The organism is Miniimonas arenae, from assembly GCF_006351005.1.
GTDB classification, from domain to species: Bacteria; Actinomycetota; Actinomycetes; order Actinomycetales; family Beutenbergiaceae; genus Miniimonas; species Miniimonas arenae.
Genome location: NZ_VENP01000050.1, coordinates 1 through 23,185, shown reverse-complemented (window position 1 = coordinate 23,185; position 23,185 = coordinate 1). Strand labels below are relative to the sequence as shown.

19 protein-coding genes, 1 pseudogene and 1 CRISPR repeat array are annotated in these 23,185 nt (G+C 72.4%); of the genes and pseudogenes, 13 read left to right on the top strand and 7 right to left on the bottom strand.

Annotated elements, in window-relative coordinates; translation table 11 throughout:
• The first annotated feature begins 161 nt into the window (after window positions 1-161).
• A complete protein-coding gene (locus FH969_RS11855; protein ID WP_139987378.1) occupies window positions 162-554 on the top strand; it encodes a type II toxin-antitoxin system VapC family toxin in 393 nt (130 codons plus the stop codon).
• Window positions 555-602: 48 nt separating this feature from the next.
• Here the strand turns inward: FH969_RS11855 and FH969_RS11850 are convergent, their stop codons facing one another.
• Together FH969_RS11850 and FH969_RS11845 are read right to left on the bottom strand one after the other, a co-directional pair.
• Window positions 603-1,850: a hypothetical protein gene (locus FH969_RS11850; RefSeq protein ID WP_139987377.1), complete on the bottom strand. Its 1,248-nt coding sequence runs from the start codon at window positions 1,848-1,850 to the stop codon at window positions 603-605.
• A 4-nt stretch (window positions 1,851-1,854) separates the two neighbouring features.
• On the bottom strand, window positions 1,855-4,020 hold the full coding sequence (locus tag FH969_RS11845; RefSeq protein ID WP_139987376.1) for an NAD(+) synthase: 2,166 nt from the start codon (window positions 4,018-4,020) through the stop codon (window positions 1,855-1,857).
• 95 nt (window positions 4,021-4,115) lie between these two features.
• Here FH969_RS11845 and FH969_RS11840 point away from each other — a divergent pair, with 95 nt between their 5' ends.
• The 3 genes from FH969_RS11840 to FH969_RS15835 are packed head-to-tail and all read left to right on the top strand — an operon-like array spanning window position 4,116 to window position 7,101.
• The gene (locus FH969_RS11840; RefSeq protein WP_139987375.1) at window positions 4,116-5,045 is read left to right on the top strand and encodes a hypothetical protein; all 930 of its coding nucleotides are present in this window, start codon (window positions 4,116-4,118) and stop codon (window positions 5,043-5,045) included.
• 12 nt (window positions 5,046-5,057) lie between these two features.
• Window positions 5,058-5,924 carry a sensor histidine kinase gene (locus tag FH969_RS11835; RefSeq protein ID WP_139987374.1) on the top strand — a complete coding sequence of 289 codons (867 nt, stop codon included), beginning with the start codon at window positions 5,058-5,060 and terminating at the stop codon, window positions 5,922-5,924.
• 43 nt (window positions 5,925-5,967) lie between these two features.
• A complete protein-coding gene (locus FH969_RS15835) occupies window positions 5,968-7,101 on the top strand; it encodes a hypothetical protein (protein WP_246071909.1) in 1,134 nt (377 codons plus the stop codon).
• A 16-nt stretch (window positions 7,102-7,117) separates the two neighbouring features.
• On the opposite strand, the pseudogene FH969_RS15830 reads toward FH969_RS15835, so the two are convergent.
• The 5 genes and pseudogenes from FH969_RS15830 to FH969_RS11810 form a co-directional block, all read right to left on the bottom strand.
• Window positions 7,118-7,408 (bottom strand): annotated as a pseudogene (locus tag FH969_RS15830) (response regulator); the annotation flags it as partial.
• 130 nt (window positions 7,409-7,538) lie between these two features.
• Window positions 7,539-8,837 carry a hypothetical protein gene (locus FH969_RS11825; RefSeq protein ID WP_139987372.1) on the bottom strand — a complete coding sequence of 433 codons (1,299 nt, stop codon included), beginning with the start codon at window positions 8,835-8,837 and terminating at the stop codon, window positions 7,539-7,541.
• 366 nt (window positions 8,838-9,203) lie between these two features.
• Entirely contained in the window at window positions 9,204-9,800 is a 597-nt protein-coding gene (locus FH969_RS11820) for a hypothetical protein (RefSeq protein ID WP_139987371.1), read from the bottom strand.
• The gene (locus FH969_RS11815; protein WP_139987370.1) at window positions 9,797-10,453 is read right to left on the bottom strand and encodes a signal peptidase I; all 657 of its coding nucleotides are present in this window, start codon (window positions 10,451-10,453) and stop codon (window positions 9,797-9,799) included. The genes FH969_RS11820 and FH969_RS11815 overlap by 4 nt, the downstream gene beginning before the upstream one ends.
• A 73-nt stretch (window positions 10,454-10,526) precedes the next feature.
• Window positions 10,527-10,973, bottom strand: a complete 447-nt coding sequence (locus FH969_RS11810) for a hypothetical protein (RefSeq protein WP_108718909.1) — start codon at window positions 10,971-10,973, stop codon at window positions 10,527-10,529.
• A gap of 448 nt (window positions 10,974-11,421) precedes the next feature.
• Here FH969_RS11810 and FH969_RS11805 point away from each other — a divergent pair, with 448 nt between their 5' ends.
• From FH969_RS11805 to cas2e, 9 genes are all read left to right on the top strand, one after another.
• Window positions 11,422-11,721, top strand: a complete 300-nt coding sequence (locus FH969_RS11805; protein WP_246071907.1) for an addiction module antidote protein — start codon at window positions 11,422-11,424, stop codon at window positions 11,719-11,721.
• 78 nt (window positions 11,722-11,799) lie between these two features.
• Window positions 11,800-14,703, top strand: coding sequence for a CRISPR-associated helicase Cas3' (gene cas3 / locus FH969_RS11800; RefSeq protein ID WP_139987367.1), 2,904 nt, complete (start codon window positions 11,800-11,802; stop codon window positions 14,701-14,703).
• Window positions 14,697-16,400: a type I-E CRISPR-associated protein Cse1/CasA gene (casA, locus tag FH969_RS11795; protein WP_281285376.1), complete on the top strand. Its 1,704-nt coding sequence runs from the start codon at window positions 14,697-14,699 to the stop codon at window positions 16,398-16,400. Before cas3 ends, casA begins: the two co-directional genes overlap by 7 nt.
• Complete coding sequence (gene casB / locus FH969_RS11790) at window positions 16,397-17,116, top strand: type I-E CRISPR-associated protein Cse2/CasB (RefSeq protein WP_159096503.1); 720 nt, start codon at window positions 16,397-16,399, stop codon at window positions 17,114-17,116. The genes casA and casB overlap by 4 nt, the downstream gene beginning before the upstream one ends.
• 1 nt (window position 17,117) lies before the next feature.
• Complete coding sequence (gene cas7e / locus FH969_RS11785; protein ID WP_139987365.1) at window positions 17,118-18,278, top strand: type I-E CRISPR-associated protein Cas7/Cse4/CasC; 1,161 nt, start codon at window positions 17,118-17,120, stop codon at window positions 18,276-18,278.
• On the top strand, window positions 18,275-19,054 hold the full coding sequence (gene cas5e, locus FH969_RS11780; RefSeq protein WP_180359774.1) for a type I-E CRISPR-associated protein Cas5/CasD: 780 nt from the start codon (window positions 18,275-18,277) through the stop codon (window positions 19,052-19,054). The genes cas7e and cas5e overlap by 4 nt, the downstream gene beginning before the upstream one ends.
• Window positions 19,051-19,728, top strand: coding sequence for a type I-E CRISPR-associated protein Cas6/Cse3/CasE (gene cas6e / locus FH969_RS11775; protein ID WP_139987363.1), 678 nt, complete (start codon window positions 19,051-19,053; stop codon window positions 19,726-19,728). Before cas5e ends, cas6e begins: the two co-directional genes overlap by 4 nt.
• Before the next feature lies 1 nt (window position 19,729).
• The gene (gene cas1e, locus FH969_RS11770; protein ID WP_139987362.1) at window positions 19,730-20,692 is read left to right on the top strand and encodes a type I-E CRISPR-associated endonuclease Cas1e; all 963 of its coding nucleotides are present in this window, start codon (window positions 19,730-19,732) and stop codon (window positions 20,690-20,692) included.
• Between the two features lie 2 nt (window positions 20,693-20,694).
• Window positions 20,695-21,102: a type I-E CRISPR-associated endoribonuclease Cas2e gene (gene cas2e / locus FH969_RS11765; RefSeq protein WP_234417466.1), complete on the top strand. Its 408-nt coding sequence runs from the start codon at window positions 20,695-20,697 to the stop codon at window positions 21,100-21,102.
• Between the two features lie 44 nt (window positions 21,103-21,146).
• Window positions 21,147-23,128: direct repeats of the CRISPR family, unit length 28 nt; unit sequence GTGCTCCCCGCGCGAGCGGGGATGGCCC.
• Window positions 23,129-23,185 lie beyond the last annotated feature (57 nt).

The window sequence follows — 23,185 nt, the reverse complement described above, 5'->3', positions numbered from 1 at the left end:
GAAGCGCTGGAGGAGGGGATGGCGCGCGAGGTGGCACAGCAGTCTCGGAGGCAGGAAGAGCGACTCGAGCGCGTCAGGCGGGCATCCGCCGACCTCCGAGCCGGCGTCGGCGGTCCCGCTCTCCCCGACGACGCGCTGTACGACCCCGAGACAGGTCTGCCGTGGTAGTGCTGGACACCTCGGCCGTGGTGGCGATCGCCCTCGGTGAACCCGAGTCCGCGCCGTTCGAGGAGGTGATCTCGGCCGCCGACGAGGTGCTCATCGGTGCGCCGACCGCTGTCGAGTGCGGGATCGTCCTCAGCGTCCGAGCCGGAGGACCGCTCGAGACGTGGTTGTCCGCCGTCGGCGCCGTCGTCGTGCCGTTCACGCAGGAACATGCGCAGGAGGCTCGCAGCGCGTGGTTCCGCTTTGGCCGGGGCTCCGGATCCCCTGCTCGGCTGAACTACGGGGACGCCATGAGCTACGCGGTCGCCGTCGTCGCGGGTTCTCCGCTGCTGTACGCCGGCGACGACTTCAGCCACACGGACGTGCTGCCAGCCCTGCCCCGGCAGTAGGTCAGCCGTCGCGCCGCCGCGGCTCGATCGTCCGACGGCGAGCTCGCCTCACGCCTCGGCCCGCCGCCAGCCGTGGTCGCGGTCGTCGACGTCGCCTCGGACCCACCGCTCGCGCGGCCCCGACTCCTCCAGCACGTCCGTGAGCCACACGCACAGGTCGGGCGCCCACCCGGCCAGCACGCTCGCGACGCCGTCCCCGCCGTCACCGTCACGGTCGCCGACCTCGACGGCGAGCCCCACCGTGGTGAGGTAGCCCGCCATCGTGACGTGGACGGCGTCGTACTCCTGGCGAGCGGCGCGCCAGTCGGGCACTGCCCAGCGACCGATCCGCCCCGTGTGGCGGTACCAGTCGGGGGCGCGGGCGAGCGTGACGTCGAGCGGGAAGCGGCGCACGAGCTCGGCCCAGGCGTCAGGCCCGGTCACCTCGAAGACCCGCGGGGTGCGTCGCGGCGTCACAGGAACGAGTGTCGCCTCGCGCCAGCTGAACGAGTCCTCGATCCACGCGAGCTCGCTCGCCCCGAGCAGGTGCTCGCCCCAGCGCGACGACGGCGTCGTGCGCGGTGCTGCGGTCGGGTGCGGCGGGGGCTCCTCTCCCGCGCACATGAACGGCCCGGTCGGCGTGGACCACCACGCGCCGCTCTCGTTCGAGCGCGCGAGCTCCGCGAGCGCGTCCTCGGACACCGACGGAGCGCCCGCGGTGGCCGCGTGCCACGCCTGGGCCCACGCGTCCAGCCCGGAAAGCGCAAGCGCGGGCACGCTGCCGTCCTGATCGTCGTGGAACAGCGTCACCCGTTGGTCGCCGACGGCGAGCGGCCGGGTCCACCCCTCGGCCGCCGGTGAGGCGACGATCACCTCCGCGACGGGCCGCAGCGCGGCCCGGACCTCGGCCCGCGCGGTCAGCTCGTCGTCGGCATCGACCTCCTGCCACGGCATCGTGAAGTCGACGCTGCGGGCGACAGCCCCGCACAGCCGCGCCTGGTCGACCGGCTGGGCGGCGACGTCGCGGCAACGACGAGCCACCCCCTCGACGATCGTCGGCCAGGGCTCGGGCGGCGGTGGGACGAACGGTCTCCCCTCGTCGGCGACGTCGTCGGCGACGTCGGCGTCGTCCACCTCGGACGTCGGCACGAACACGGCGAACACGGTCGACGTGCCAGGGCGGTCGGGCCGGTGCTGCCACCACCCCGGCACGCTCGTGACCTCGGCGTAGTGCGCGAGCATGCGCCGTCCCGCGGGCGAGGCGAGAAGCGCCTCGGCGAGGCCGTCGTGCCCGGCCCGGGCTTCGCCGTCGGGCATCGCGCTACGCGCTCGGAGAGCGAGGCGCGTCGATCACGCCCTCGAGCGCCGCCCGCAGCTCGGCGAGCCACACGTCGGCGTTCCCGTCCGACGGCGCGCGCCAGTCCCCGCGCGGCGAGAGCGACCCGCCCTTGGACACCTTGGGCCCGTTGGGGATCGCGGACCGCTTGAACTGCGCGAACGCAAAGTAGCGGCGCAGGAAGACCTCGAGCCAGCGCGCGATCTCCGGCAGCGCGTAGGCGGGTCGGCCCTCCTCGGGGAACCCCGGCGGCCAGGCGCCGCGGTCGGGGTCGGCCCACGCCTGCTCGGCGAGGAACGCGATCCGGGACGGCAGCGCGCCCGCGCGCAGCGTGTGGAACAGCGCGAAGTCGTGCAGCGCGTACGGCCCGATGGTCGACTCGGTCGACTGGACCTTGCCGTCCTCGCCCGTGGGGACGAGCTCGGGGGTGATCTCGGTGTCGAGCACGGACTGCAGCACGGCGTCGGTCTCGCCGTCGAACTGCTCGGTGCTGATGACCCAGCGGATGAGGTGCTGCATGAGGGTCTTGGGCACGCCGGTGTTGACCGCGTAGTGCGACATCTGGTCCCCGACGCCGTACGTGCACCAGCCGAGCGCGAGCTCGGACAGGTCGCCGGTGCCGACCACGATCCCGCCGCGCTGGTTCGCGATCCGGAACAGGTAGTCGGTGCGCAGGCCGGCCTGGACGTTCTCGAAGGTGACGTCGTAGACGGGCTCGCCCGCGCCGAACGGGTGGCCCATCCGGCGCAGCATCTCGGTGGCCGCGGGGCGGATGTCGAGCTCGTCGAACGTCACCCCCAGCGCGCGCCCGAGGGCCCACGCGTTGGACTTGGTGTGGTCCGACGTCGCGAACCCCGGCAGCGTGTACGCGAGCACGTGGCTGCGCGGCAGGCCGAGCCGGTCGCACGCCTGCGCGCAGACCAGGAGCGCATGCGTGGAGTCGAGGCCGCCGGAGACGCCGATGACGAGCGTCGGCAGGCCGATCTCGCGCATCCGCTGCTCGAGCCCGGAGACCTGGATGTTGAACGCCTCGTAGCAGTCCTGCGCGAGGCGCGCGGCGTCGTCGGGCACGAAGGGGAAGCGGTCGACGGCGCGGCGCAGCCCCAGGTCGCCCGACGGCGGGTCGAGCGTGAGCGGGATCGTGCGGAACTGCGCGATGCGGTCCGCGTGGGTGCGGCGGTTGTCGTCGAACGAGCCCTGCCGCAGCCGGTCGGTGCGCAGCCGCGCGACGTCGACGTCGGCCACGCTGGCCCGCGCACCGTGGGGGAAGCGCTCGGTCTCGGCGAGCAGGTCGCCGTTCTCGTAGATCATCGTCTGCCCGTCCCAGGACAGATCGTTGCTCGACTCCCCGACGCCGGCGGCGGCGTACGCGTACGCGGCCATGCAGCGGAAGGACGCGGCCCGGCAGAGCAGGTGCCGGTCGTCGGCGCGGCCGATCGTGATGGGGGAGCCGGACAGGTTGAGCAGCACGGTCGCGCCCGCGAGCGCCCCCTCGGCGCTCGGCGGGATCGGCACCCACATGTCCTCGCAGACCTCCACGTGCACGACCAGGCCGGGCACGTCGAGCACGTCGAAGAGGAGGTCCGGACCGAACGGGACGGGCGTGCCGAGGTCGGGCCCGCCGTCGGGCGCCTCGTCGGGTCCCGCTGCGAGCCCGCGCAGCCAGATCGTGCCGCCGCGCTGGTCGTCGCCGGGCGCGTACCAGCGGCGCTCGTAGAACTCGCGGTAGTTCGGTAGCGCCGACTTCGGCACGACGCCGAGCACGCGACCGCGGTGGATCACCACGGCGCTGTTGTAGATCCGGTTGCCCTTCCGCAGCGGCGCGCCGACCACGAGGACCGGCAGCAGGTCGGCCGACGCCCGCGCGATCGTGGCGACGGCGCGCTCGGTCGCGTCCAGCACGGCGTCGGCGAGGACGAGGTCGTCGATCGCGTAGCCGGTCAGGCACAGCTCGGGGAAGAGCACGACGGCGCAGCCCTCGTCCGCGCGGCGCCTCGCCTCGGCGATCACGGCGGTCGCGTTGGTGGCCGGGTCGGCGATCCGGACCGGCACGGTGGCGGCGGCGACGCGCGCGAACCCGTGCCGGTAGAGGTTGCGGAAGTCGCGTGCTGCGGGGCTCGGTGTCGAGGGGGTCGCGGCCGGCTCGGTCATGGTCCGATCCTGCCGCACTCGCGTGCCGGGCGGTGGCGGCCGTGCTCGAACCCGATGATCCTGCGCGGCACTCGCCGGCTCGCTAACGTCGCAGCATGGCCCCCGCCCGTCCCCGCGCGAACGCGAGCGCGCCGGACCCGATCACGGACCCGATCACGAGGCCGATCACGGACCCGCTCACGAGCCCGATCAGCGCCCCGACGGCGGTACCGCGCCGGTGGGGCGCCGGCGCCCGAACCATCCTGCCGAGCACGATCCGGTCGATCCAGCTCCTCCTCGCCGGCGCGATGGTCGTGAGCGCGGGCCTCGTGGCGGTCGCCAGCACCGCACCCGAGCCGGCGATGCTCGTGTGGGGGCTGATGATCGGTGCCGTCGCCACGGCCCTCGCGATGCTCGCGCCCTGGGGTCGAGCGCCCGTCGTGCTGCTCGCCGTCGTCCAGCTGCTCGACGTCGTCGCGGTCGGGTTCCTCCGTGAGGCGAGTCCGCCGTCCGGGCTCGGCCTGCTGTGGACGTTCCCGGTCATGTGGGCGGCGTGGGTGTTCGGCACGGCGGGCGCCTGCCTGTCGGTCGCGTTCGTGAGCCTCACGTACTGGGGCCAGGGGGTCGTCAACTCGGGCCCGGTGAGCCTCGACCTGGCGCTCGTGTTCCCGGCCACCGTCGCGGTGCTCGCCGCCGTCACGACCGTCGTCGGACGCCTCACGAGCTCGCAGCGCACCCTGCTGGAACGCCAGTCCGTCGCGCTGCGTGCCGCGATGGCGCGCGCGCACCGCCAGGAGGCGCTCGTCACCGACGTGCTCGACGCCGTCGACTTCGGGGTGGTGGGGTTCGACGCCGAGGGCACGGTCACGCTGTCCAACGACGCCCAGCAGCGGCTCGAGGCCGCCTTCGCGGAGGCCGGCCCGGACGCCTACGGGCCGGACGGCTTCACGGCGCTCGATCCCGACGACCTCCCCACGGCTCGGGCACTGCGCGGGGAGACCTTCGAGGGCGCCCTGGTCTGGTACGGCGAGCCGGGGTCGCCGTAGCGGCGCGCGCTGATGTCGACGGCGCGCAGCGAGGTCGGGGCGACGGGCGAGGGCCGGATCGTCGTCACGCGCGACGTCACCGACGAGATGCTCGCGCTGCGCTCGCGCGCGGACCTCGTCGACTCGGTCTCGCACGAGCTGCGCACGCCCCTGACGTCGATCCTCGGCTACCTCGACCTCGCGTCCGGCGACCCCGCGCTCTCCGACTCCACCCGTCGCAGTCTCGGCGTCGCCGAGCGCAACGCCGAACGGCTGCTCGCGCTGGTGACCGACGTGCTCTCGGAGTCCGCGACGTCGCGGATGGGCCTCGACCTGCGGATCCGTCCGGAGTCGACCGACCTGGCTCAGGTGGTGCGCGCCGCCGTCGAGTCCGCGCAGCCCCGCGCCGCCGCCCGCGAGGTCTCCGTCGACACCTCCGGCGTCGATCCCACGACGGCGGTCGTCGACTCCCACCGGATCCGGCAGGTGGTCGACAACCTCCTCGGCAACGCGATCAAGTACGGGCGCGAGGGCGGCCACGTCGAGGTGGGTTGCACCGCCGAGGGCGGGCACGCCTGGGTCGTGGTGCGTGACGACGGCCCCGGCATCGCCGACGTCGACCTGCCCCGGGTGTTCGACCGCTTCTTCCGTTCCGACGGCGTGCGGATGTCCTCGACCACGGGCAGCGGCCTCGGGCTGGCGATCAGCCGAGACATCGTGCGAGCCCACGGCGGCGAGATCACCGCGAGCAGCAGCCCGGGCACCGGTGCGACCTTCGTGGTGCGCCTGCCGCTGCGCGCCCCCACCGAGGGCCCGGCAGAGACCCAGACCGATACCCAGACCAAGAACCAGCCCGAGTACCAGCCCGCGTACCCGACCGAGGACGGAGAGCAGCCATGAACGTGCTCGACCCGGAGACCAGAGCGCGGTCACGGCCCTGGTCGTGACGGTGTGCGCGGCGCTCTACCTCGTGGACACGGTCGGGTACGCAGGCAACGCGGCCGCCCGGCTGTGGGCGGTGGCGTTCGCGTGCGGCACCCTCACGGCGTTCGCCTACCTCGTCTGGACCGTGACCCCCGACGGGTGGATCGCGGTGGCCGTGGGCAACGCCTCGTTCGTCGCCAGCATCGGCCTGCTCTGGCTGGGCTGCCGTCGGTTCAACGGCCCGGACCTCACGCGAGCGATCTGGGTGCTGGTGCTCGCCGTCGGCGGCACCTTCGTCGCCGCGATCGTCCCCGGGCCCGACGGCGGAGCCTGGGCGGGTGCGAGCGTGATGCTCGGGAGCATGGCCGCGCTCGCCGGGCTCGCGTGCCGCGAGGCGCGCCGTCGGCCGATGGCCGAGTTCCCGGCCGCGACGACGCTCACGCTCGTCTTCGGTGCCGTGGCGCTGTACTACGCGATGCGCACGATGGTGTTCGTGGTGGCCGGGCCGAGCTCGGCGCTGTTCGTCGAGTGGTTCGGCACCGCGAGCACCTCGATCGCGACGATCGTGCTCACGATCGCGGCCGCCACCTCGATGGTCGTGCTGCGGATCCAGTACCAGTCGGCCTCGACCGCGCGCAGCGCGTCCGTGCTCGTCCTGAGCCACGACGGGTTCCTCGACCGCCCCTCGTTCGTGCGCGTCGTCGCCGCGGTGATCGAGCGCGCGCAGCCGCAGCGCGGCAGCACCGCCGTGATCGCCCTGCAGCTCGACGGCCTCGGCGAGGTCGGGGCGGCCTTCGGCGGGGCGCAGGCGAGGCGGCTGGTCGACGACCTGCACGCCGTCGTGCGCGAGACGGCGCCGGCGGCGACGCTGCTCGGGGCCGACGGTGGCGCTCGCGTGCTCATCTGTCATACGCAGGCGACCGGCGCTGCGGCGATGCGCGTGGCGGACCGGCTGGCGCGGCAGGTGCTGGGCCGGCTGCACGGCTCCGACGTCCCGACGGCGCTGCGGAGGCGGGGCTCCCCGTCGGGACGTCGGGCGCCGGGGCGCCGGCCGGCGGCACGTCGACCGTCGCCGTGGCCACAGGCATCCGCGGGCGCCGACGCATCGCCTCGATCCGGGCGCGCAGCTCGCGTGGCCGGAACGGCTTGGTGACGTAATCGTCGGCGCCGGACTGCAGCCCCTGCACCGTGTCGATCTCGTCGGTCCGGGCGGTGATCATGACGACGTACGCCGGACTGATCGCGCGGATCCGCTTGGCGGCCTCGAAGCCGTCCATGCCGGGCATGTTGACGTCGACGGTGGCGACGACCGGCTGGTGCGCTGCGACGAGCGCGAGCCCGTCCGGGCCGTTACCGGCGGTGTGCACGGTGTAGCCCGCCTGCTCGAGCACGAGCGCGATGAGGTTGCGGATGTCCTCGTCGTCCTCGATCACCACGGCGGTCTCGGCGGTGAGGGGCATCGGGTCGCCCTCCAGGTGCAGACGTTCTCGCGGCCCGTCCCGGGCCTCCGTCACGATATCCCAGAACACCGTCCGGAACGCGGACGACGGCGAGCCCGCGTCCCGTACGTCGCCGGCACTCGGGCGGTGGTCAGCCACCGCAGGGGAGCTGCCAGCCGGCTCCGGGGCTGTACGAGGCGAACGTGAACGTCCGCGGGTGGTTGACCGAGACGAGCTGGGTGTTGCCCCGCGTGCCCTCGATGACGTAGCTCGTTCCGCTTCCGGCCACGGGTGTCGCCGTCACCAGCTGGAAGGAGAGCGGGTGGTTCGTGAGGCTCGTCCCGCAGACGAGCTGGGCGAGGTCGACCTCCTCCTTCCAGGGCACGTAGTACTGGCTCGCCGAGGTCACCGTGACCTCGAACGTGACGTACCAGTCGTTGTGGGCGACGACGCGGACGGCCACGTCGAACAGGTCCGGGTTGGCGGCCGGGGTGGGCACCGACGTCGCGCAGAACTGCACCGTGCGGCTCCCGCCGGCCTCGATCCGCTTGGCCCACTCGTTGGACCCGCCGACGACCCACAGTCCGGTGGACGCGTCGAAGCTGCGCGTCGCGATGTTGCTCAGCGAGACGGTGCCGGCGGTGGGGTTGAGGCCCCACATCGGCGCGAGGTCGGTGTCGAACGTGACCGTCCAGTCCTCGAGCGCCGCACCCGTGGTGTTGGTGACGGTGAACGAGTGGCAGAAGGTGAGGTTGTTGGTCTGCTCGCCGGTCCACGGCATGGGCCGCGAGTACGCGATGCCCGCGCTGACGGCGACGGCGTCGAGGCCGTCCGTCGTCCCGGTCGGGACGGTGGGACCCTTCGGGTCGGTCGGGACGGTGGGGTCCACCGGGTCGGTGGGGTCCACCGGGTCGGTGGGGTCCGTCGGGTCGACCGGGTCGGTCGGACTGGTGGGGTCGGTCGGGTCCACCGGATCCGTGCCCTCGGGCGACGCCGTCGCCTCGGCCAGCACCACGCCGGCCGCGCCGGTCGGGGCCAGCACCTGCGGCACGCTGACGGCGAGGTGCACGAGTGACGGCTCGTCCACGACCCAGCCCGCGCCCGACAGGTCGGCCGAGACCGAGGTGAGCTCGCCGTCGGACGTCACGCTCGCCGTCGTGGCGTACGTGGTCGGGTCCGCCCCGTCCTCGTCCGTCAGCACGGCGGTGACGGTCGCACCGTCGAGGTCGGCGGCGGACAGGCCGGCATCGGCCGGGAGCACGGCGACGACGGCGGATATCCCGTCGTCCGCGGAGGTGACGGTCGCGTCGGTCGTGAGCACGCCGTCGCCGGTGAAGCCCGCGACGGATCCGCGCAGCGGGCCGAGGTCGGTGACCTCCGTGACGTCGTCGGTGCCGGTGACGGCGACGGCGACGCCCGTGTCGCGGCCAGTGCCGGCAGGGCGCCGCACGCGTCGGCGAGAGTGGCGCGGTCGAACCGGACGTCGGCTTCGGCACCGGTCACCTGGGTCGCGAGCTCGCAGTCCGCGTCGCCGGCCAGGGTCACCTCGACGATGTCGCCGGTGTGGAAGCCGCGGTCCGCGTCGGCGGTGACGGTGAGGTCCGCGAGGCGCCAGGCGCCGTCGGACCACTCGGGCGTCCAGGCCAGCGTGACGTCGTCGAGGAGGTGAGGATCGCCGTCGGCGGCACCGAGGTCCTCGGTGGCGAGGCCGCCGAGGGCGGCCGCGGAGGAGAACGTGAGCGAGCCGAGCAGCCCGAGCAGCCCGAGCCCCGCCGCGCCGACGAGGGCGGCCCGGCTGCGGGTGGGGCGACGGGTCTCAGACATTGTTGCGGTCCTCGCGGTCGGCCCGGCGGCGCAGCAGCACGCCGAGCAGGAGCAGCCCCAGGGCGGCGGCTGCGAAGGAGAGGGTGGGGGCGCCCGTGGTCGCGAGGAGGCCGGTGCGGGCGGCCGCGACACCGGCGGTGGCGGCGGAGCCGGCGTCGGCCGCGGCGGAGCCGGCGTCGGCCCCGACCGGGGGAGCCGTGACGGGCGGGTCCGTCGTCGTGAAGGCGGTGAGGGTGACGCCGAGCCCGTCCACCTGGGCGGTCGGAACCTCGAGCGTCCGGACGTCGAGCACCAGGGCGTCGGCGGGCACCACGGTCTCGACGACCCACTCGTCGCCCGACGCCGATGTGATCGTCACGCGGGCGTCCGCCTGGGCGCACGCCTGCAGGCCGTCGAGCGTCACCGAGGCAAGCTCGTAGCGGCCGTCGACGTAGTGGCTGGCGAAGCTCGAGCGCAGGGGCGTCCCGGCGCACGGGGCGGGCGAGACGCTCGCGACCGCGGAGGCCGGCAGGGCGAGGCCGAGGGAGAGCGCGCCGACCACGGCAAACGCCGCCGCGAACGCGGCGGCGCGTCGGGCGGGGCGAGTCATGCGGTGGGCTCGCCGTCGGTGTCGGTGGGCTCGCCGTCGGCGGCGGGCTCGTCGTCCTCGGGGCGCGTGGGCCAGAGCAGGACGGTGACGACGCCGCCCAGCGCGCCGGCGGCGATCAGCGGCAGCAGGCTGGTGCCGACGAGGGCGCCGACGCCGGGCACGTGCACGAGGACCGTGCCGGTGACGTCGGCGGAGGTGAGGGTCCACGGGTCGTCGGCGGGGTTGTTGTCGCCGCGCGTGGTGTAGACGGTCTCGCCGTCGACGAGCTCGACGGAGCTCACGCGGTGGATCACGCGGCCGCCTGCGCCGGCCTGGTCCGCCGGCACGGTGTAGGAGACGATGTCGCCGACCTCGTAGCCGCTGGCGCGCCAGGTGACGACGAGGTCGCCGGTGTGGAAGGTCGGCTCCATCGAGTGGCCGCTCACGACGGTCAGGCCGGTGAGGCCGCCCCACTGCGCGGGCCAGAGCAGCACCGCGGCGACGGCGATCAGCAGCCAGCCGGCCGCCGACCGCAGCCGCCGCGCCACCCCGCCGCGCCCCGTGGTGTCGGGGGCGGCGGAGTGGTCGGCGTGGTGCGTGTCCGTGACGGGGTCAGCGGGCGCGTCGAGTGCGTCGACCGGGTCGAGCGTCTCGAGCGTGTGCTGCGTGGTCACGGTCCCTCCCCGGTGCCGTCGCGGTGCTGGCGTGGTGGTGCTGGCGTGGTGGTGCTGGCGTGTCTGCGGTGCGTCAGTCGCGCGCGGTGTCGCCGTTGGCGGTGCCGCCGCCGGTCACGACCACCGAGACGCCCTCGACGTCGTGCGCCGAGATGACGGGCAGCGTGGCGTCCAGGTCGACCGTGTGGTCGGCGGTGACCTCGCCCGTGAACTCCTGCGGCGTGCCGTCGGTGAGGTCGAGCGTGAGCTTGACCTCGGCGCCGACGGGCAACGTCTCGGTGGCGTCGGCCGTGGTGAGCTCGAAGCCGGAGACGACGTAGGCACCGAGGCTCGCGTCGTAGGCGGTGTCCCAGGTGACGTCGACGCCGCCGGTGACGGGCGAGGCGACGACGTTGCTGTTGGCGCCGATCCACTGCGTGGTGAGGCCACCGAGCGATGCGGCGGACGCGGTGACGGCGGCGGCGACGGCCACGCCGGCGAGGATGGCGACGGTGTTCTTCTTGCGGAGCTTGATCATCACGACACTTTCGGTAGGCCGGCTGACCCGGCGTGCTGGTGGTCCCCCCCGCTAGCCACGAGCTCGTGTCTGCGGTGTGCTCTGAACGCTAGGGAGCGGCCCTCAGCGGCCACCCGGCGAAGGAGCAGCGTTCCCTCAGGATTTCGGCAGGATCGCCCTGCCGGCTGTGCTGAGGTTCCGGTCCGCGGGAGGGTTTCTGTCGTTCGCGAGAGGGTTTCTGTCGTTCGCGAGAGGATCCCGGGAGCCTGCGAGAGGTTTTCTGTCGTTCGCGAGATCTTCTCCGCAGCGCCCGATGAGGTGTCGACTACAGTCGGCATCTCACCGGGCGGTCGAGGCGGGCGAGCTCCCGAAAGACACGGATCCGCCAGTCCGGCGACTCGCGGCGATGCCAGCCGATTCTCTGGTAGTCGGTCGATATGGTGTGTGCCGCCGAGGCGCCCGAGGAGTGCACGTGAACGCACGTGAGAAGAGCCGGGCCTTTGACGCGGCGGACTATCTCGAGAGTCTCGACGACGTGGCGGCGTTCCTTCGGGCCGCCCTCGAGGACTCCGACGAGGACCCCACAGCGCTGCCCCACGCTCTGGGAATCATCGCTCGCTCTCGGAACATGAGTGAGCTTGCTCGTCGGGTCGGCGTGAGTCGCGACGGGCTGTACAAGGCACTCACTGGGGACGGCATTCCCACCTGGTCGACGATCCTCAAGGTGACCCGGGCCCTCGGGCTCCGCTTCGAGCTGCACACGGTCGCGTGATGCCCGACGCTTGCGCGTGAACTGTGCGCGGCGCTCTTAGCCGCGCGTCGGGCCCGGTCCGCCACTAGCCTCTCGCTCGTGACGACGACGTCAGCACGCGCGGGGGCCTATCACCACCTCTGGGCCAAGTCGCTGAGGCCCGAGGACGGTGGCCCGTGGCGGTGGTCGTCACTGTGGACGCACCTCACCGACACCGCCGCCGTCATGCGCCTGCTCTGGGACTGGGCGGGCGCACCAGTTCGCCGTGTCATCGCCGCCGACGCCGCCGGCGATGACACGGCCGCGCGCGAGGTCGCCGTGCTTGCCGCGAGCCTTCACGACATCGGCAAGGGGACACCGGCCTTCGCGGGCCAGGTCGAACCCTTGCGGATCGAGCTCGAACGCCAGGGCTATCGCTGGCCCGCCGGCTACGACAGCGCGCACTCGCGCGATCTCCCACACTCCGTCGCGGGCCATCACCTCGTCGAGCAGATGCTGATCGGGCGAGGCGTCGACAAGGTCAGCGCTGAGGCTTTCGCCGTGATCATCGGAGGCCATCACGGCGTTCCGCCGACCAAGTCGGAACTGAACGACGTCTTCGATCGCGCCCATCTGCTGGGCGACGGCGCCTGGCGGGAGGCGCGCGTAGAGCTCGTCGAGGACGTCGTGCAGACTCTAGGTCTGGAGGCTGCTCTCGACTCCCTGGCGACCGTTCGACTCTCCGACGCGAGCCAGATCCTGCTGACCGCCCTCGTCGTGATGGCCGACTGGATCGCCTCGAACGCGGACCTCTTCCCGCTCGTCCCCATCGGCACCCATTGCCAAGGCGATCCCACCGAGCGGGCCGCTCGTGCCTGGCGCGAGTTTGGTTTCCCAGAACGGTGGCTGCCCACCACCGAGGCGCTGACCGCAGACGCGACCGCCCTGCTGCGCGCCCGGTTCGGCGTCGACTACGAGGCGAACCGGCTGCAGCAGGCGGTGCTGGAGGCGGCCCGCGGCATGGCGGAACCCGGGCTCCTCCTCATCGAGGCCGTCATGGGGGGCGGAAAGACCGAGGCCTCCCTGCTCGCCGCGGAGGTCTTCGCCGCGAAGTTCGGCTGTTCGGGAGTCTTCTACGGTCTACCCACCCGGGCGACCGCGGACGCCATGCTGGACCGCGTCCTCGTCTGGTGGCAGAACGTGCCCGGACTCGACCGGGGTGACCGCAACATCGCGCTGCGGCACGGAAACGCCGGCCTCAACGACACCTACCGGGGTCTGCCGCGGCGATCCCGGCGCGACGAGACCAACTCAATCGCCGCGAGCGTCCCGGAGGAGGCGCCGCTCGAGGGCTCCCACATCCTCGACGTCGGACGCGACGAGCCCAGCGCCCCGCTGTGGGACGGGCGCAGAACCATGGACGGCACCGCCGTCGCCCACTACTGGACGAGCGGCCGCAAGAAGGCTGCGTTCGCCGACACCGTCGTCGGAACCATCGACCACGAGCTCCTCGCGGCGCTCCGGTCGCGACACGTGGTGCTGCGGCACCTCGGCCTCGCTCGTCAAGTAGTCGTCCTCGACGAGGTGCATGCGGCCGACACCTGGATGTTCGTCTACCTCGAGCGCGCTCTCGAGTGGCTGGGCCGCTACGGCGTCCCCGTCATCGCGATGTCTGCCACGCTCCCCCCGGATCAGCGCCAGCGCCTCGTGGACGCGTATGAGAACGGCCGTCGATGGGTCCCGCCGTCCCACGAGCGGCGCGAGACGTTCGGCGAGCTTCCGCAGGTGCCCGTTCACGACGCGTACCCGCTCGTCACGGCGCTGAGCGCGGCCTGCGTCACGCAGCGGTCGGCCGACCCAGGAACCCCGCGCCCGGTGTCGATGGCATGGCTCACCGACGACGTCGACCATCTCGTCCGCGAGATCGAGCCCGTCGTCACGGCCGGGGGCTGCGTGCTCGTCATCCGCAACACGGTGCGTCGCGCGGTGGAGACCTACCGCGCGCTGCAGCCGGTCTGGGGTGAGGCGGTGACCCTCGCCCACTCGCGGTTCATCGGGTTCGACCGGCTACGCAAGGACGACTGGCTGCGGAGCACCTTCGGGAGGGGCGACGGCGATCGCTCGGGTCGGATCGTCGTCGCTACCCAGGTGGCCGAGCAGTCACTCGACATCGACTTCGATCTCCTTGTCACCGATCTCGCGCCGATCGACCTGATCCTGCAGCGGGTGGGGCGGGTGCATCGACACCTCGAGCGCACGCGCCCGACGGCGGCGCAGACGCCCCGTTGCCTCGTCACGGGCGTCGCACCGCGCGAGAGAGGGGATGTCCCGGAGGTCGACCGCGGCTCCGCGTACGTCTACGGGGAGTACCGGCTGCTGCGCAGTGCAGCGCTACTCGACGAGATCGTCGCCGCGGGCGGTCACGTCACCCTTCCGAGTGACGTGCCGAGCCTCGTGCGTCGCTGCTACAGCGACGAGCCGGTGGGCCCCCCGGTATGGCAGCTCGCGCTCGATGCCGCGAGGTCGAGGGCAGAGACCGAGCAGGCCGCCCTCGTGTCGGCCGCCGGTGTCTATCGTCTGGTCGGGCCGGGGAAGCGCCGGAGCCTGATCGGGACGCTCTCGGTCTCGGTCGGCGAGGCGGAGACGTCAACGGACGTCGCGCGCCAGGTGCGGCGATCCGACGGTGGGTTCGAGGTGGTCCTGCTGCGCTACGCCGTCGACGGGCTCTCGTTCCTGCCCCACCTGGGCGACACGCGGCGGATCCCGACCGACCGGGTGCCGGAGCGCGACGTCGTGCGGCTGCTGGCTCGCTCCATGGTGCGCGTGCCAGCTGTCGTGACGTCGCGGCCGGAGTGGACGGACCGGGTGCTGAACGATCTGTCGCGGAACTATTTCAGCGCCTGGCAGCGAGATGCGGTGCTCGGTGGGCAGCTCATTCTCCTGCTGGACGAGAGCAATTGTGGAACACTCGGTCCATTCCAAGTGACGTACCACGACGAGGTCGGGCTGGGGGTTCAGTGGTGAGCGGCGGGGGCGCGTTCAGCCTTGTCACGCAACAGTGGATGGCGGTGCTCGACAACCGGGGCAGGTCGCGGGAGGTCTCGCTCCAGCAGCTTTTCGAGGAGGCCGGTTCGTTCCGCACGCTCTCCGGAGAGCTGGCTACGCAGGACGTCGCGGTTCTCCGCCTCTGCCTGGCGATCCTTCAGCGTGCACTCGACGACGAGTATCCCGAGCGCGCGGACGACGTGCCCGAGGTCCTCGAGAGGCTGGACGACGAATGGGACTCGACGGTCGTCCCTGCCGTGCTGGGCTACCTGGAGAGCCACGCGAGCCGGTTCGATCTGTTCGACCCGTTCGCGCCCTTCTTCCAGGTCGCCGGAATGCACACCACGAAAGGCGAGTTCTCCGAGCTGAACAAGCTCATTCTCGACATGCCGGCAGGCAAGCCTTTTCTCACCTCGCGTTCGGCCACGGCCGCGCGTCTCATCACGCCCGCGGAGGCGGCTCGCTGGCTCGTGCACCTTCAGGCGTTCGATCCGTCCGGGATCAAGACCGGCGTCGTGGGGCACCCGCGCGCGAACGGCGGAAGGGTGTACCCGGAGGGCGTGGCCTGGACCGGCCAGCTGGGTCTCGTGCACCTGCTGGGTGGGACGATCCAGCAGACCCTCCTGCTGAACCTCTGGGCCGTGCGCCTCGATCCCGAGACCCGAGCTCGAGACCTGCCGCCCTGGGAGCGTCCGGTCGCCGCCCTGGAGCCGACGCCTGACCTTCTGCAGCGCCCGACCGGTCCGGTGGACCTCTACACGTGGCAGTCCCGCCGGGCCCTCCTGCGGGGCGGACCCGACGGGGTGACCGGGGTTCTGGTCACGTACGGTGACCGATTCCTGATCCAGGAGCGTCAAGGCGTGACCGATCTGGAGCCCATGTCGCTGTGGCGGTACTCCAAACCGCAGACAGCGAAGTGCAAGTACTCGGTGCAGATGCCCCGTAAGCATCGAGAAGGGGTTGCGTTGTGGCGTGGCCTTGCCGCCGTCGTGCCTCGCGAGAACATGCGCGGCGCCGACGAGGATAAGCCAACTCTCCTCGTCGAGCATGCGGCGAGTCTGGTGGGGTCGGGGCTGCTTCCGGATCGGGTGGTGCGCTACCGAGCGGTGGGAGCGGTGTACGGGGCGCAGGAGTCAGTCATCGACGAGGTCGTCGAAGACTCTCTGGATCTGCCTGCCGCGGTGCTCGATCGCCAGGCGCATGCGCTGCGCGGCGTCGCACTCGACGCTGTCCATGCCGCGAACCAGGGCGTGATCGCGCTCGCGCGGCTGGCGCGTGGACTGGCGACGGCAGCCGGGGCCGGGCGTGACGAGGCCGTCGGCCCAGGCGAGCGCGCATTCGAGAGCGGATGGTCGGCGCTGGACGAGCCGTACCGGCGATGGCTGGTCGAGACGCTCGCGCACTCCGTCGACGAACCTCTCCTTGCGCAAGGCGCTTGGCACCGCCTTGCGTGGCAGACGCTCGCGGGGATCGGCCACACGCTTGTGGCGAGCGCACCCGACAAGGCCTGGCTCGGGTTCGGCGGTGCGGGCAAGCGTGACGACGTCGGAGCCGTCTACCGGCGGTTCCAACGCGGACTCGGCGCCGCGCTCCCTCATGCGTGGCCGGCGCGTGGCGAGACCTACGCACACGTCGGCTCAGCGCCCGCCCCACTACTCACCGAGGAGGAGTCGTGACCGAGAGAACGCCCGACGGCGTGACGCAGTCACCGAAGGGCGCTCGCCCCCCGCAGCCCACGCCCCGCCGCACAGCGCTCGGTCACGCGGTGGCCGACCGGACACGCCTTCTCCAGCGTCTCAGCAACGAGAACGTGCCGAGCGCCGTGGCGACACTCGCCGTGCTGCGACGTGCCGTCGGTGCCGAACCCGGCGCCGATCCGCAGGTCTGGAGCGACACGCTGGGCCTCGTCCCTGACAGTGCGTTCGACCCACGCAGCGACGAGCCGAGCGCAGCGGAGCTGGCCGCGCACCACGCCATGACCCTGTTCGCGCTGCACCGGCAGGGCCGGGTCGAAGGCGCACACGTCGACGGCACGGCGCCCGGGATCGCCTTCGCGCGTGCCGCGTGGGCGCGGCGGGGCCCCGACGGCGAGTCCGAGGGCGTGCGGCGCCGGTTCGACGCCATGGTCACGGCGCCGACCTCCGCGGAGTCGGCCGGCCATCTACGAGGACTTGTTCAGCTGCTGCGTGCTGAGGACATCGGCCTGGACTACGGACTGCTCGCCGAGGACCTCGCCGACCTCTGGTCGGTGCACGGACAGAACAGGACACGGCTTCGGTGGGCCCGGCAGTATCGCGCTGCCGCTGGGTTCGGCGAGATCACGCTCCCCGGCTCGACCGCCACCGGCGAGGACACCCCGACTGCTCTCTCGACCACCGCGACCAAGGAGTGACATGACCAGGACCTTCATCGACGTGCACATCCTGCAGACCGTTCCGCCGAGCTGTGTCAACCGCGACGACACAGGAAGCCCGAAGAGCGCGCGCTACGGCGGTGTGAAGCGCGCCCGCGTGTCCTCGCAGGCCTGGAAGCGAGCCACTCGGAAGGCGTTCGACGACCTGCTCGAGGCGAGTGATCTCGGGGTCCGCACCAAGAGAGTGGTGGACATGGTCACCGAGGACCTCGTCGCGTCGGGCGTCTCCTCGGAGGACGCGGAGCCCCTCGCGACCGAGGCCGTGCTGTCCTCCGGGCTCAAGCTGACCAAGGCCCGGAAGGGAACACGTCAGGAGACCGAGTTCCTCGTCCTGGTGTCCTGGCAGCAGGCGCAGGCTCTCGCCGGTCTCGCTCGCGCCGCACTCGAGTCGGCCGGCGGTGAGATCACCGGCGCTCTGGCCGACCTGAAGTCGGCCGAGGGGAAGCGTGCGGCCAAGAGGATCCTGCAGCAGGGCAACTCCCTCGACCTTGCTCTGTTCGGCCGCATGGTCGCCAACGACACCGACCTGAACGTGGACGCCACCTGCCAGGTGGCGCACGCCCTGTCGGTCCACGCTGCGGACTCGGAGTTCGACTACTTCACAGCGGTGGACGACCTGAAGGTCGGCGCCGATGACACGGACGGAGCGGCCGACGCCGGGGCAGGAATGATCGGGACGGTCGAGTTCACGTCCGCGACGCTGTACCGGTACGCGAGCATCGACGCCGTGCATCTCGCGGAGGCGCTGGGCGACGCCGAGATGACAGAGCGCGGGATCGCCGCGTTCCTTCAGGCGTTCGTCACGTCGATGCCGACCGGGAAGATCAACACGTTCGGCAACCGGACGTTGCCCGAGGCGGTGGTCGTGAGCATCCGCGAAGACCAGCCTGTGTCGTACGTGGGCGCGTTCGAGACTCCGATCGAGTCGAGGACCGGCTACGTGGTGCCGGCCGCCGCGGCGTTGCGGGACTGGGCCACCGACACGTCCGAGGCCTACGGAGTCGATCCGGTGGCGACGTGGGTGGTCGGAGTGGGCGCGGCCGGGGACTCGCTGGCCGGGCTCGGCGAGCGACTTCCGTTCGCGCAGCTTCCGGACGCCGTCGCGCACGGTGCCGTCGCGCGGGTCAGGGAGTCCGTGTGACGACCCTCCTGCTCCGCCTCGCGGGGCCGCTCCAGGCATGGGGCACCTCGTCGAAGTTCGCGTACCGCTTCACCGACCCACAGCCGTCGAAGAGTGCAGTCCTCGGGCTGCTGGCCGCTGCGGACGGGCGACGACGCACGGACGACATCGAGGACCTGCTCGGGCTGAAGTTCGGCGTGCGTTGCGACCAGCCAGGAGCGGCGGTGCGGGACTTTCAGACAGCACGCGCGTTCGACGAGAGCTACTCGCTCCCGCTCACCTACCGGTTCTACCTGGGTGACGCGGTGTTCGTCGCTGCTGTGGAGGGTCCCGACGCGCTCGTCCGACGGCTCGCCCAGGTCGTCAGGCAGCCCTCGTTCCCGCTCTACCTCGGTCGACGCTCGTGCCCGCCGAGCCGCCCGCTCGTGATCGGCACGACAGCGCTGCCGCTGCGGGAGGCGCTCGTCGCCGCGGAGTGGGAGGCGTCGCCGTGGTACCGCAGGAAGCTGCGCGACGGCGAGCACCGGGTCGAGATCGTGCGCGACGCCGAGGAGAGCGAGTCCGCCACAGGGTTCGTTGCCGACACCCCGGTCACGTACGACCCCAGCCACCGACGGTTCACCTCTCGCGCCGTCGTGCGCGAGTGGTGCGTTGCGGGTGGTGCGGACGGGGGCACGGCGCGGGCGGAGACTTCGCCTCCGGACGTCCACCCCGCGCCGAGCGCCCGGTCGGGTGGCCGGAGCAGGGAGCGGCGAGTCACCACCCACTCGCCGACGGACTGGTGGCTGCCGCGATGAGCACGTACTTCACCAGGATCGCCATCAACCCCCGTCGCCGCGGCTCCCACCGAGTCCTGGGCTCTCCACACTTCATGCACGGTGCCGTCGGAAGCTGCTTCGCGCCCACGGCACCTCCCGAGCGTCCGCTGTGGCGAGTCGACCGGACCACCCAGGGCGTGTTCCTCTACCTCGTGAGTGACGTCGCGCCGGACCCGACGTCGTTCGTCGAGGAGTACGGATGGCCGCTGGCGGGAGGGTGGGAGACTCGGGACTACGCCGTCGTGCTGGACGCCGTGCGGAACGGACGTCAGTTCGCCTTCCGGCTCACTGCGAATCCCGTGCACAACGTCCGGATGCCGGGTCGCTCGGGTGAGCCCGAGCCGCAGCGGACCACGCGGCTCTCCCACGTGACGGCGACCCAGCAGCTGAAATGGTTCACGGAGCGCGCGCAGGGTTGGGGCATCTCGGTCGGTGACGACGACGCGCCCTCGGTGGAGATCGTCGAGCGGGCCGTGCTCACATTCGGGCGTCAGGGACGCAAGGTGACGATTGGCACCGCCGTGTTCGAGGGCGAGCTCACGGTGACGGACGAGGGCGAGCTCCGTCGGCGACTGGTGACTGGCTTCGGCCACGCGAAGGCGTACGGGTGCGGGCTGCTGACGCTGGCTCCCTCCGACTCCCACCGTCCGTGACATGAACATTCCGGGCGCGCGGCCGCCGACGCCCCAGGAGCTCGTTCGCGTCGCGGAGCGCATCACGTTCTTGTACGTCGAGCACGCGCTGGTCAGTCGGAAGGACTCTGCGATCACGCTCACGAGCGATCACGGCGTCGTTCACGTGCCGGCAGCACAGCTGACGTGCCTGCTCATCGGGCCGGGATGTCGCGTCACACATCACGCGGTGATGCTCATCGCGGACTCGGGGACCAGCGCGGTGTGGGTGGGGGAGCGCGGTGTGCGGTTCTACGCAGCGGGGCGTGGGCTCACACGGTCGAGTCGAATGGTGGAGGCTCAGGCTCGTCTCGTGACGAACACCCGACGGCGCCTCGCCGTCGCTCGTCGGATGTACGAGATGCGCTTCCCGGACGAAGACGTCTCTCAGCTCACGATGCAGCAGCTCCGCGGACGTGAGGGGGCACGCGTGCGGCGCATCTACCGCCAGGAGTCTGTGCGCACCGGCGTGCCCTGGAACCGTCGCGACTACCGCCCCGATGACTTCGACGCCTCCGATGATGTGAACAAGGCTCTCTCGGCCGCCAACAGCGCGCTCTACGGCGTCGTGCACGCCGTGCTCGTCGCGCTGGGATGCGCTCCCGGCCTGGGGTTCGTGCACACGGGCGGTGACCTCGCGCTCGTCCACGATGTCGCGGATCTCTACAAGGCGGAAACGTCCATCCCCGTGGCTTTCGACGTCGTGGCAGCCCAGCCGAGCGACGTCGCCGCGCACGCTCGGCGATCCATGCGTGACGCGATGGTCGAGGCGAAGGTGCTCGAGCGGTGCGTTGCCGACGTTCGCCGGTTGATCCTGAGCGACGCTGAGGCGGCCATCGACGACGAGTGGCGCAACGTGGTGGCGCTGTGGGACGGGGGATCGGGAACGGTCAGCGGCGGCACGAACTATGGGCAGGGCATCGAGGACGAGCTGGTCGACTGGTGATCGTGCTGGTGCTCACCGCTGTCCCGCCTTCCTTGCGTGGCGTGCTCACCCGGTGGCTCATCGAGATCGCGCCCGGAGTCTTCGTGGGAAAGGTCTCCGCGAGGGTGCGCGACCTGCTGTGGGAGCGCGTCGTCGACGGCGTCGGGCGGGGAAGAGCGATCCTCGTTCACTCCGCGAGGAACGAGCAAGGCCTCGACTTCCGTGTCCACAACCACGAGTGGCACACGGTCGACTACGACGGGATCAGCCTGATGCTGCGGCCCCACGACGAACGGCGCGGGGCGGACGCCGCTAGATCGGGCCCTGCATCGCGAGCGTCGGTCCGCGTCGACTCTTCGGCTGCAGGGACCGCCCCCCGAAACTGGAGCTACGCCGAGCGGCGACTGCGGGGTCCGCGCGCTGGGAAGTGATCGCGCGCGGAGCGGCCGCGAAGTAAGGTCGCAGGTCAGCAAGTGTGCTCCCCGCGCGAGCGGGGATGGCCCGATGGAGACGGCCCAGCGGAACATTCAGGTCGCGTGCTCCCCGCGCGAGCGGGGATGGCCCCCTAGTCGCCGGCCTCCCGGTCGATCAGGAGCAGTGCTCCCCGCGCGAGCGGGGATGGCCCCCTCTCTACATCGAACGACGGAAGTTGAAGCAAGTGCTCCCCGCGCGAGCGGGGATGGCCCTGGTGTTCTCCGCGGACGCTGTGACCGTCTGAGGTGCTCCCCGCGCGAGCGGGGATGGCCCCAACAAGTGGCTCGTCGCTGTTGTTGTGGGACTGTGCTCCCCGCGCGAGCGGGGATGGCCCGCCGCTGTCTACCGCGCAGACTCGCCTCGTGGAGTGCTCCCCGCGCGAGCGGGGATGGCCCGGGCGGGTTTACTCACTGGTACGGATTCAAGCTGTGCTCCCCGCGCGAGCGGGGATGGCCCGGGGCTCCTCGCATGACCCGCTGGACTCGCCGCGTGCTCCCCGCGCGAGCGGGGATGGCCCCGTCGCTGACGCGCGCTCTGAGATGATTAACCCGTGCTCCCCGCGCGAGCGGGGATGGCCCCACGGCGTCGGCCATCGCAGGCGCCAACGAGTCGTGCTCCCCGCGCGAGCGGGGATGGCCCGGTGAAGCGGACCAAGAAGGCTGCCGCCGCTGAGTGCTCCCCGCGCGAGCGGGGATGGCCCCCTCTTGCGCACCAGCTGGACTCCACAGACCCGGTGCTCCCCGCGCGAGCGGGGATGGCCCGGGGTCGAGGTCGCGGGTCTCGCGGGCGGTGGGGTGCTCCCCGCGCGAGCGGGGATGGCCCCCGCAGCGAAGCACGGCTTGCACCTCGAGCCAGGTGCTCCCCGCGCGAGCGGGGATGGCCCCGCCTTCGAGGACCACTCCCGCTGTCCGGCGAGGTGCTCCCCGCGCGAGCGGGGATGGCCCCAGGTCCGTCGGCCCATCACTGCCGCCCCACCGGTGCTCCCCGCGCGAGCGGGGATGGCCCCTCGTCGCCCTGCGCGAGCACCCGCAGCACGCGGTGCTCCCCGCGCGAGCGGGGATGGCCCGCCCAGGTGCCGGACGGCAGCCTGGGCGGGGGTGTGCTCCCCGCGCGAGCGGGGATGGCCCCGCCGACGTCACCCGGGCGCCCGCCAGTGGGGAGTGCTCCCCGCGCGAGCGGGGATGGCCCCGGATGGCGCAACCTCGCATGCCACCGGATCGCGTGCTCCCCGCGCGAGCGGGGATGGCCCGGACGGCGCGAACACCCTCGACGGCGGGGTCGCGTGCTCCCCGCGCGAGCGGGGATGGCCCCCCCGACGCGGCGACGTTGTCCAGGCGAGTGATGTGCTCCCCGCGCGAGCGGGGATGGCCCCGTGTTCAGGTGCAGCGCGTCGTGGACGTAGGGGTGCTCCCCGCGCGAGCGGGGATGGCCCCGCCTCGTCGGCGCTCTTCGCGACCCCCGTGCGGTGCTCCCCGCGCGAGCGGGGATGGCCCCACTTTCGGGCACCTGGCGATCTCGGACCGACTGTGCTCCCCGCGCGAGCGGGGATGGCCCGCCGGAGACCTCCGCGAGCACGTCATTCAGACCGTGCTCCCCGCGCGAGCGGGGATGGCCCCCGTGTTCGGGAAGCCCAACTTCCACAAGGGCAGTGCTCCCCGCGCGAGCGGGGATGGCCCGTCCTCCACCGTGTCCCCGGCCGACGCCGTGGGGTGCTCCCCGCGCGAGCGGGGATGGCCCGGCCGGCCTCGACGGCGCGCCCGGGGTGCCGCGGTGCTCCCCGCGCGAGCGGGGATGGCCCGCTCGATCGCCTCGTCGCCGTTCCCGCGGCTGAGTGTGCTCCCCGCGCGAGCGGGGATGGCCCCCGGGCGAACGCGTCGTCGAGCTGCGCCTGCGCGTGCTCCCCGCGCGAGCGGGGATGGCCCCCATGCCCGCATGGCGTCGGCGAGGAGGACGAGGTGCTCCCCGCGCGAGCGGGGATGGCCCGATCGCATCGAACCCCGCCCAGGTGCGGCCCGCGTGCTCCCCGCGCGAGCGGGGATG

What these genes read in the sequence shown, in the direction of transcription:
- FH969_RS11820 (WP_139987371.1), bottom strand. Translation starts at nt 9,800, where the DNA reads ATGACTCGCCCCGCCCGACGCGCCGCCGCGTTCGCGGCGGCGTTTGCC.
- FH969_RS11840 (WP_139987375.1), top strand. Translation starts at nt 4,116, where the DNA reads ATGGCCCCCGCCCGTCCCCGCGCGAACGCGAGCGCGCCGGACCCGATC.
- FH969_RS11845 (WP_139987376.1), bottom strand. Translation starts at nt 4,020, where the DNA reads ATGACCGAGCCGGCCGCGACCCCCTCGACACCGAGCCCCGCAGCACGC.
- FH969_RS11850 (WP_139987377.1), bottom strand. Translation starts at nt 1,850, where the DNA reads ATGCCCGACGGCGAAGCCCGGGCCGGGCACGACGGCCTCGCCGAGGCG.
- FH969_RS11835 (WP_139987374.1), top strand. Translation starts at nt 5,058, where the DNA reads ATGTCGACGGCGCGCAGCGAGGTCGGGGCGACGGGCGAGGGCCGGATC.
- cas6e (WP_139987363.1), top strand. Translation starts at nt 19,051, where the DNA reads ATGAGCACGTACTTCACCAGGATCGCCATCAACCCCCGTCGCCGCGGC.
- cas7e (WP_139987365.1), top strand. Translation starts at nt 17,118, where the DNA reads ATGACCAGGACCTTCATCGACGTGCACATCCTGCAGACCGTTCCGCCG.
- cas1e (WP_139987362.1), top strand. Translation starts at nt 19,730, where the DNA reads ATGAACATTCCGGGCGCGCGGCCGCCGACGCCCCAGGAGCTCGTTCGC.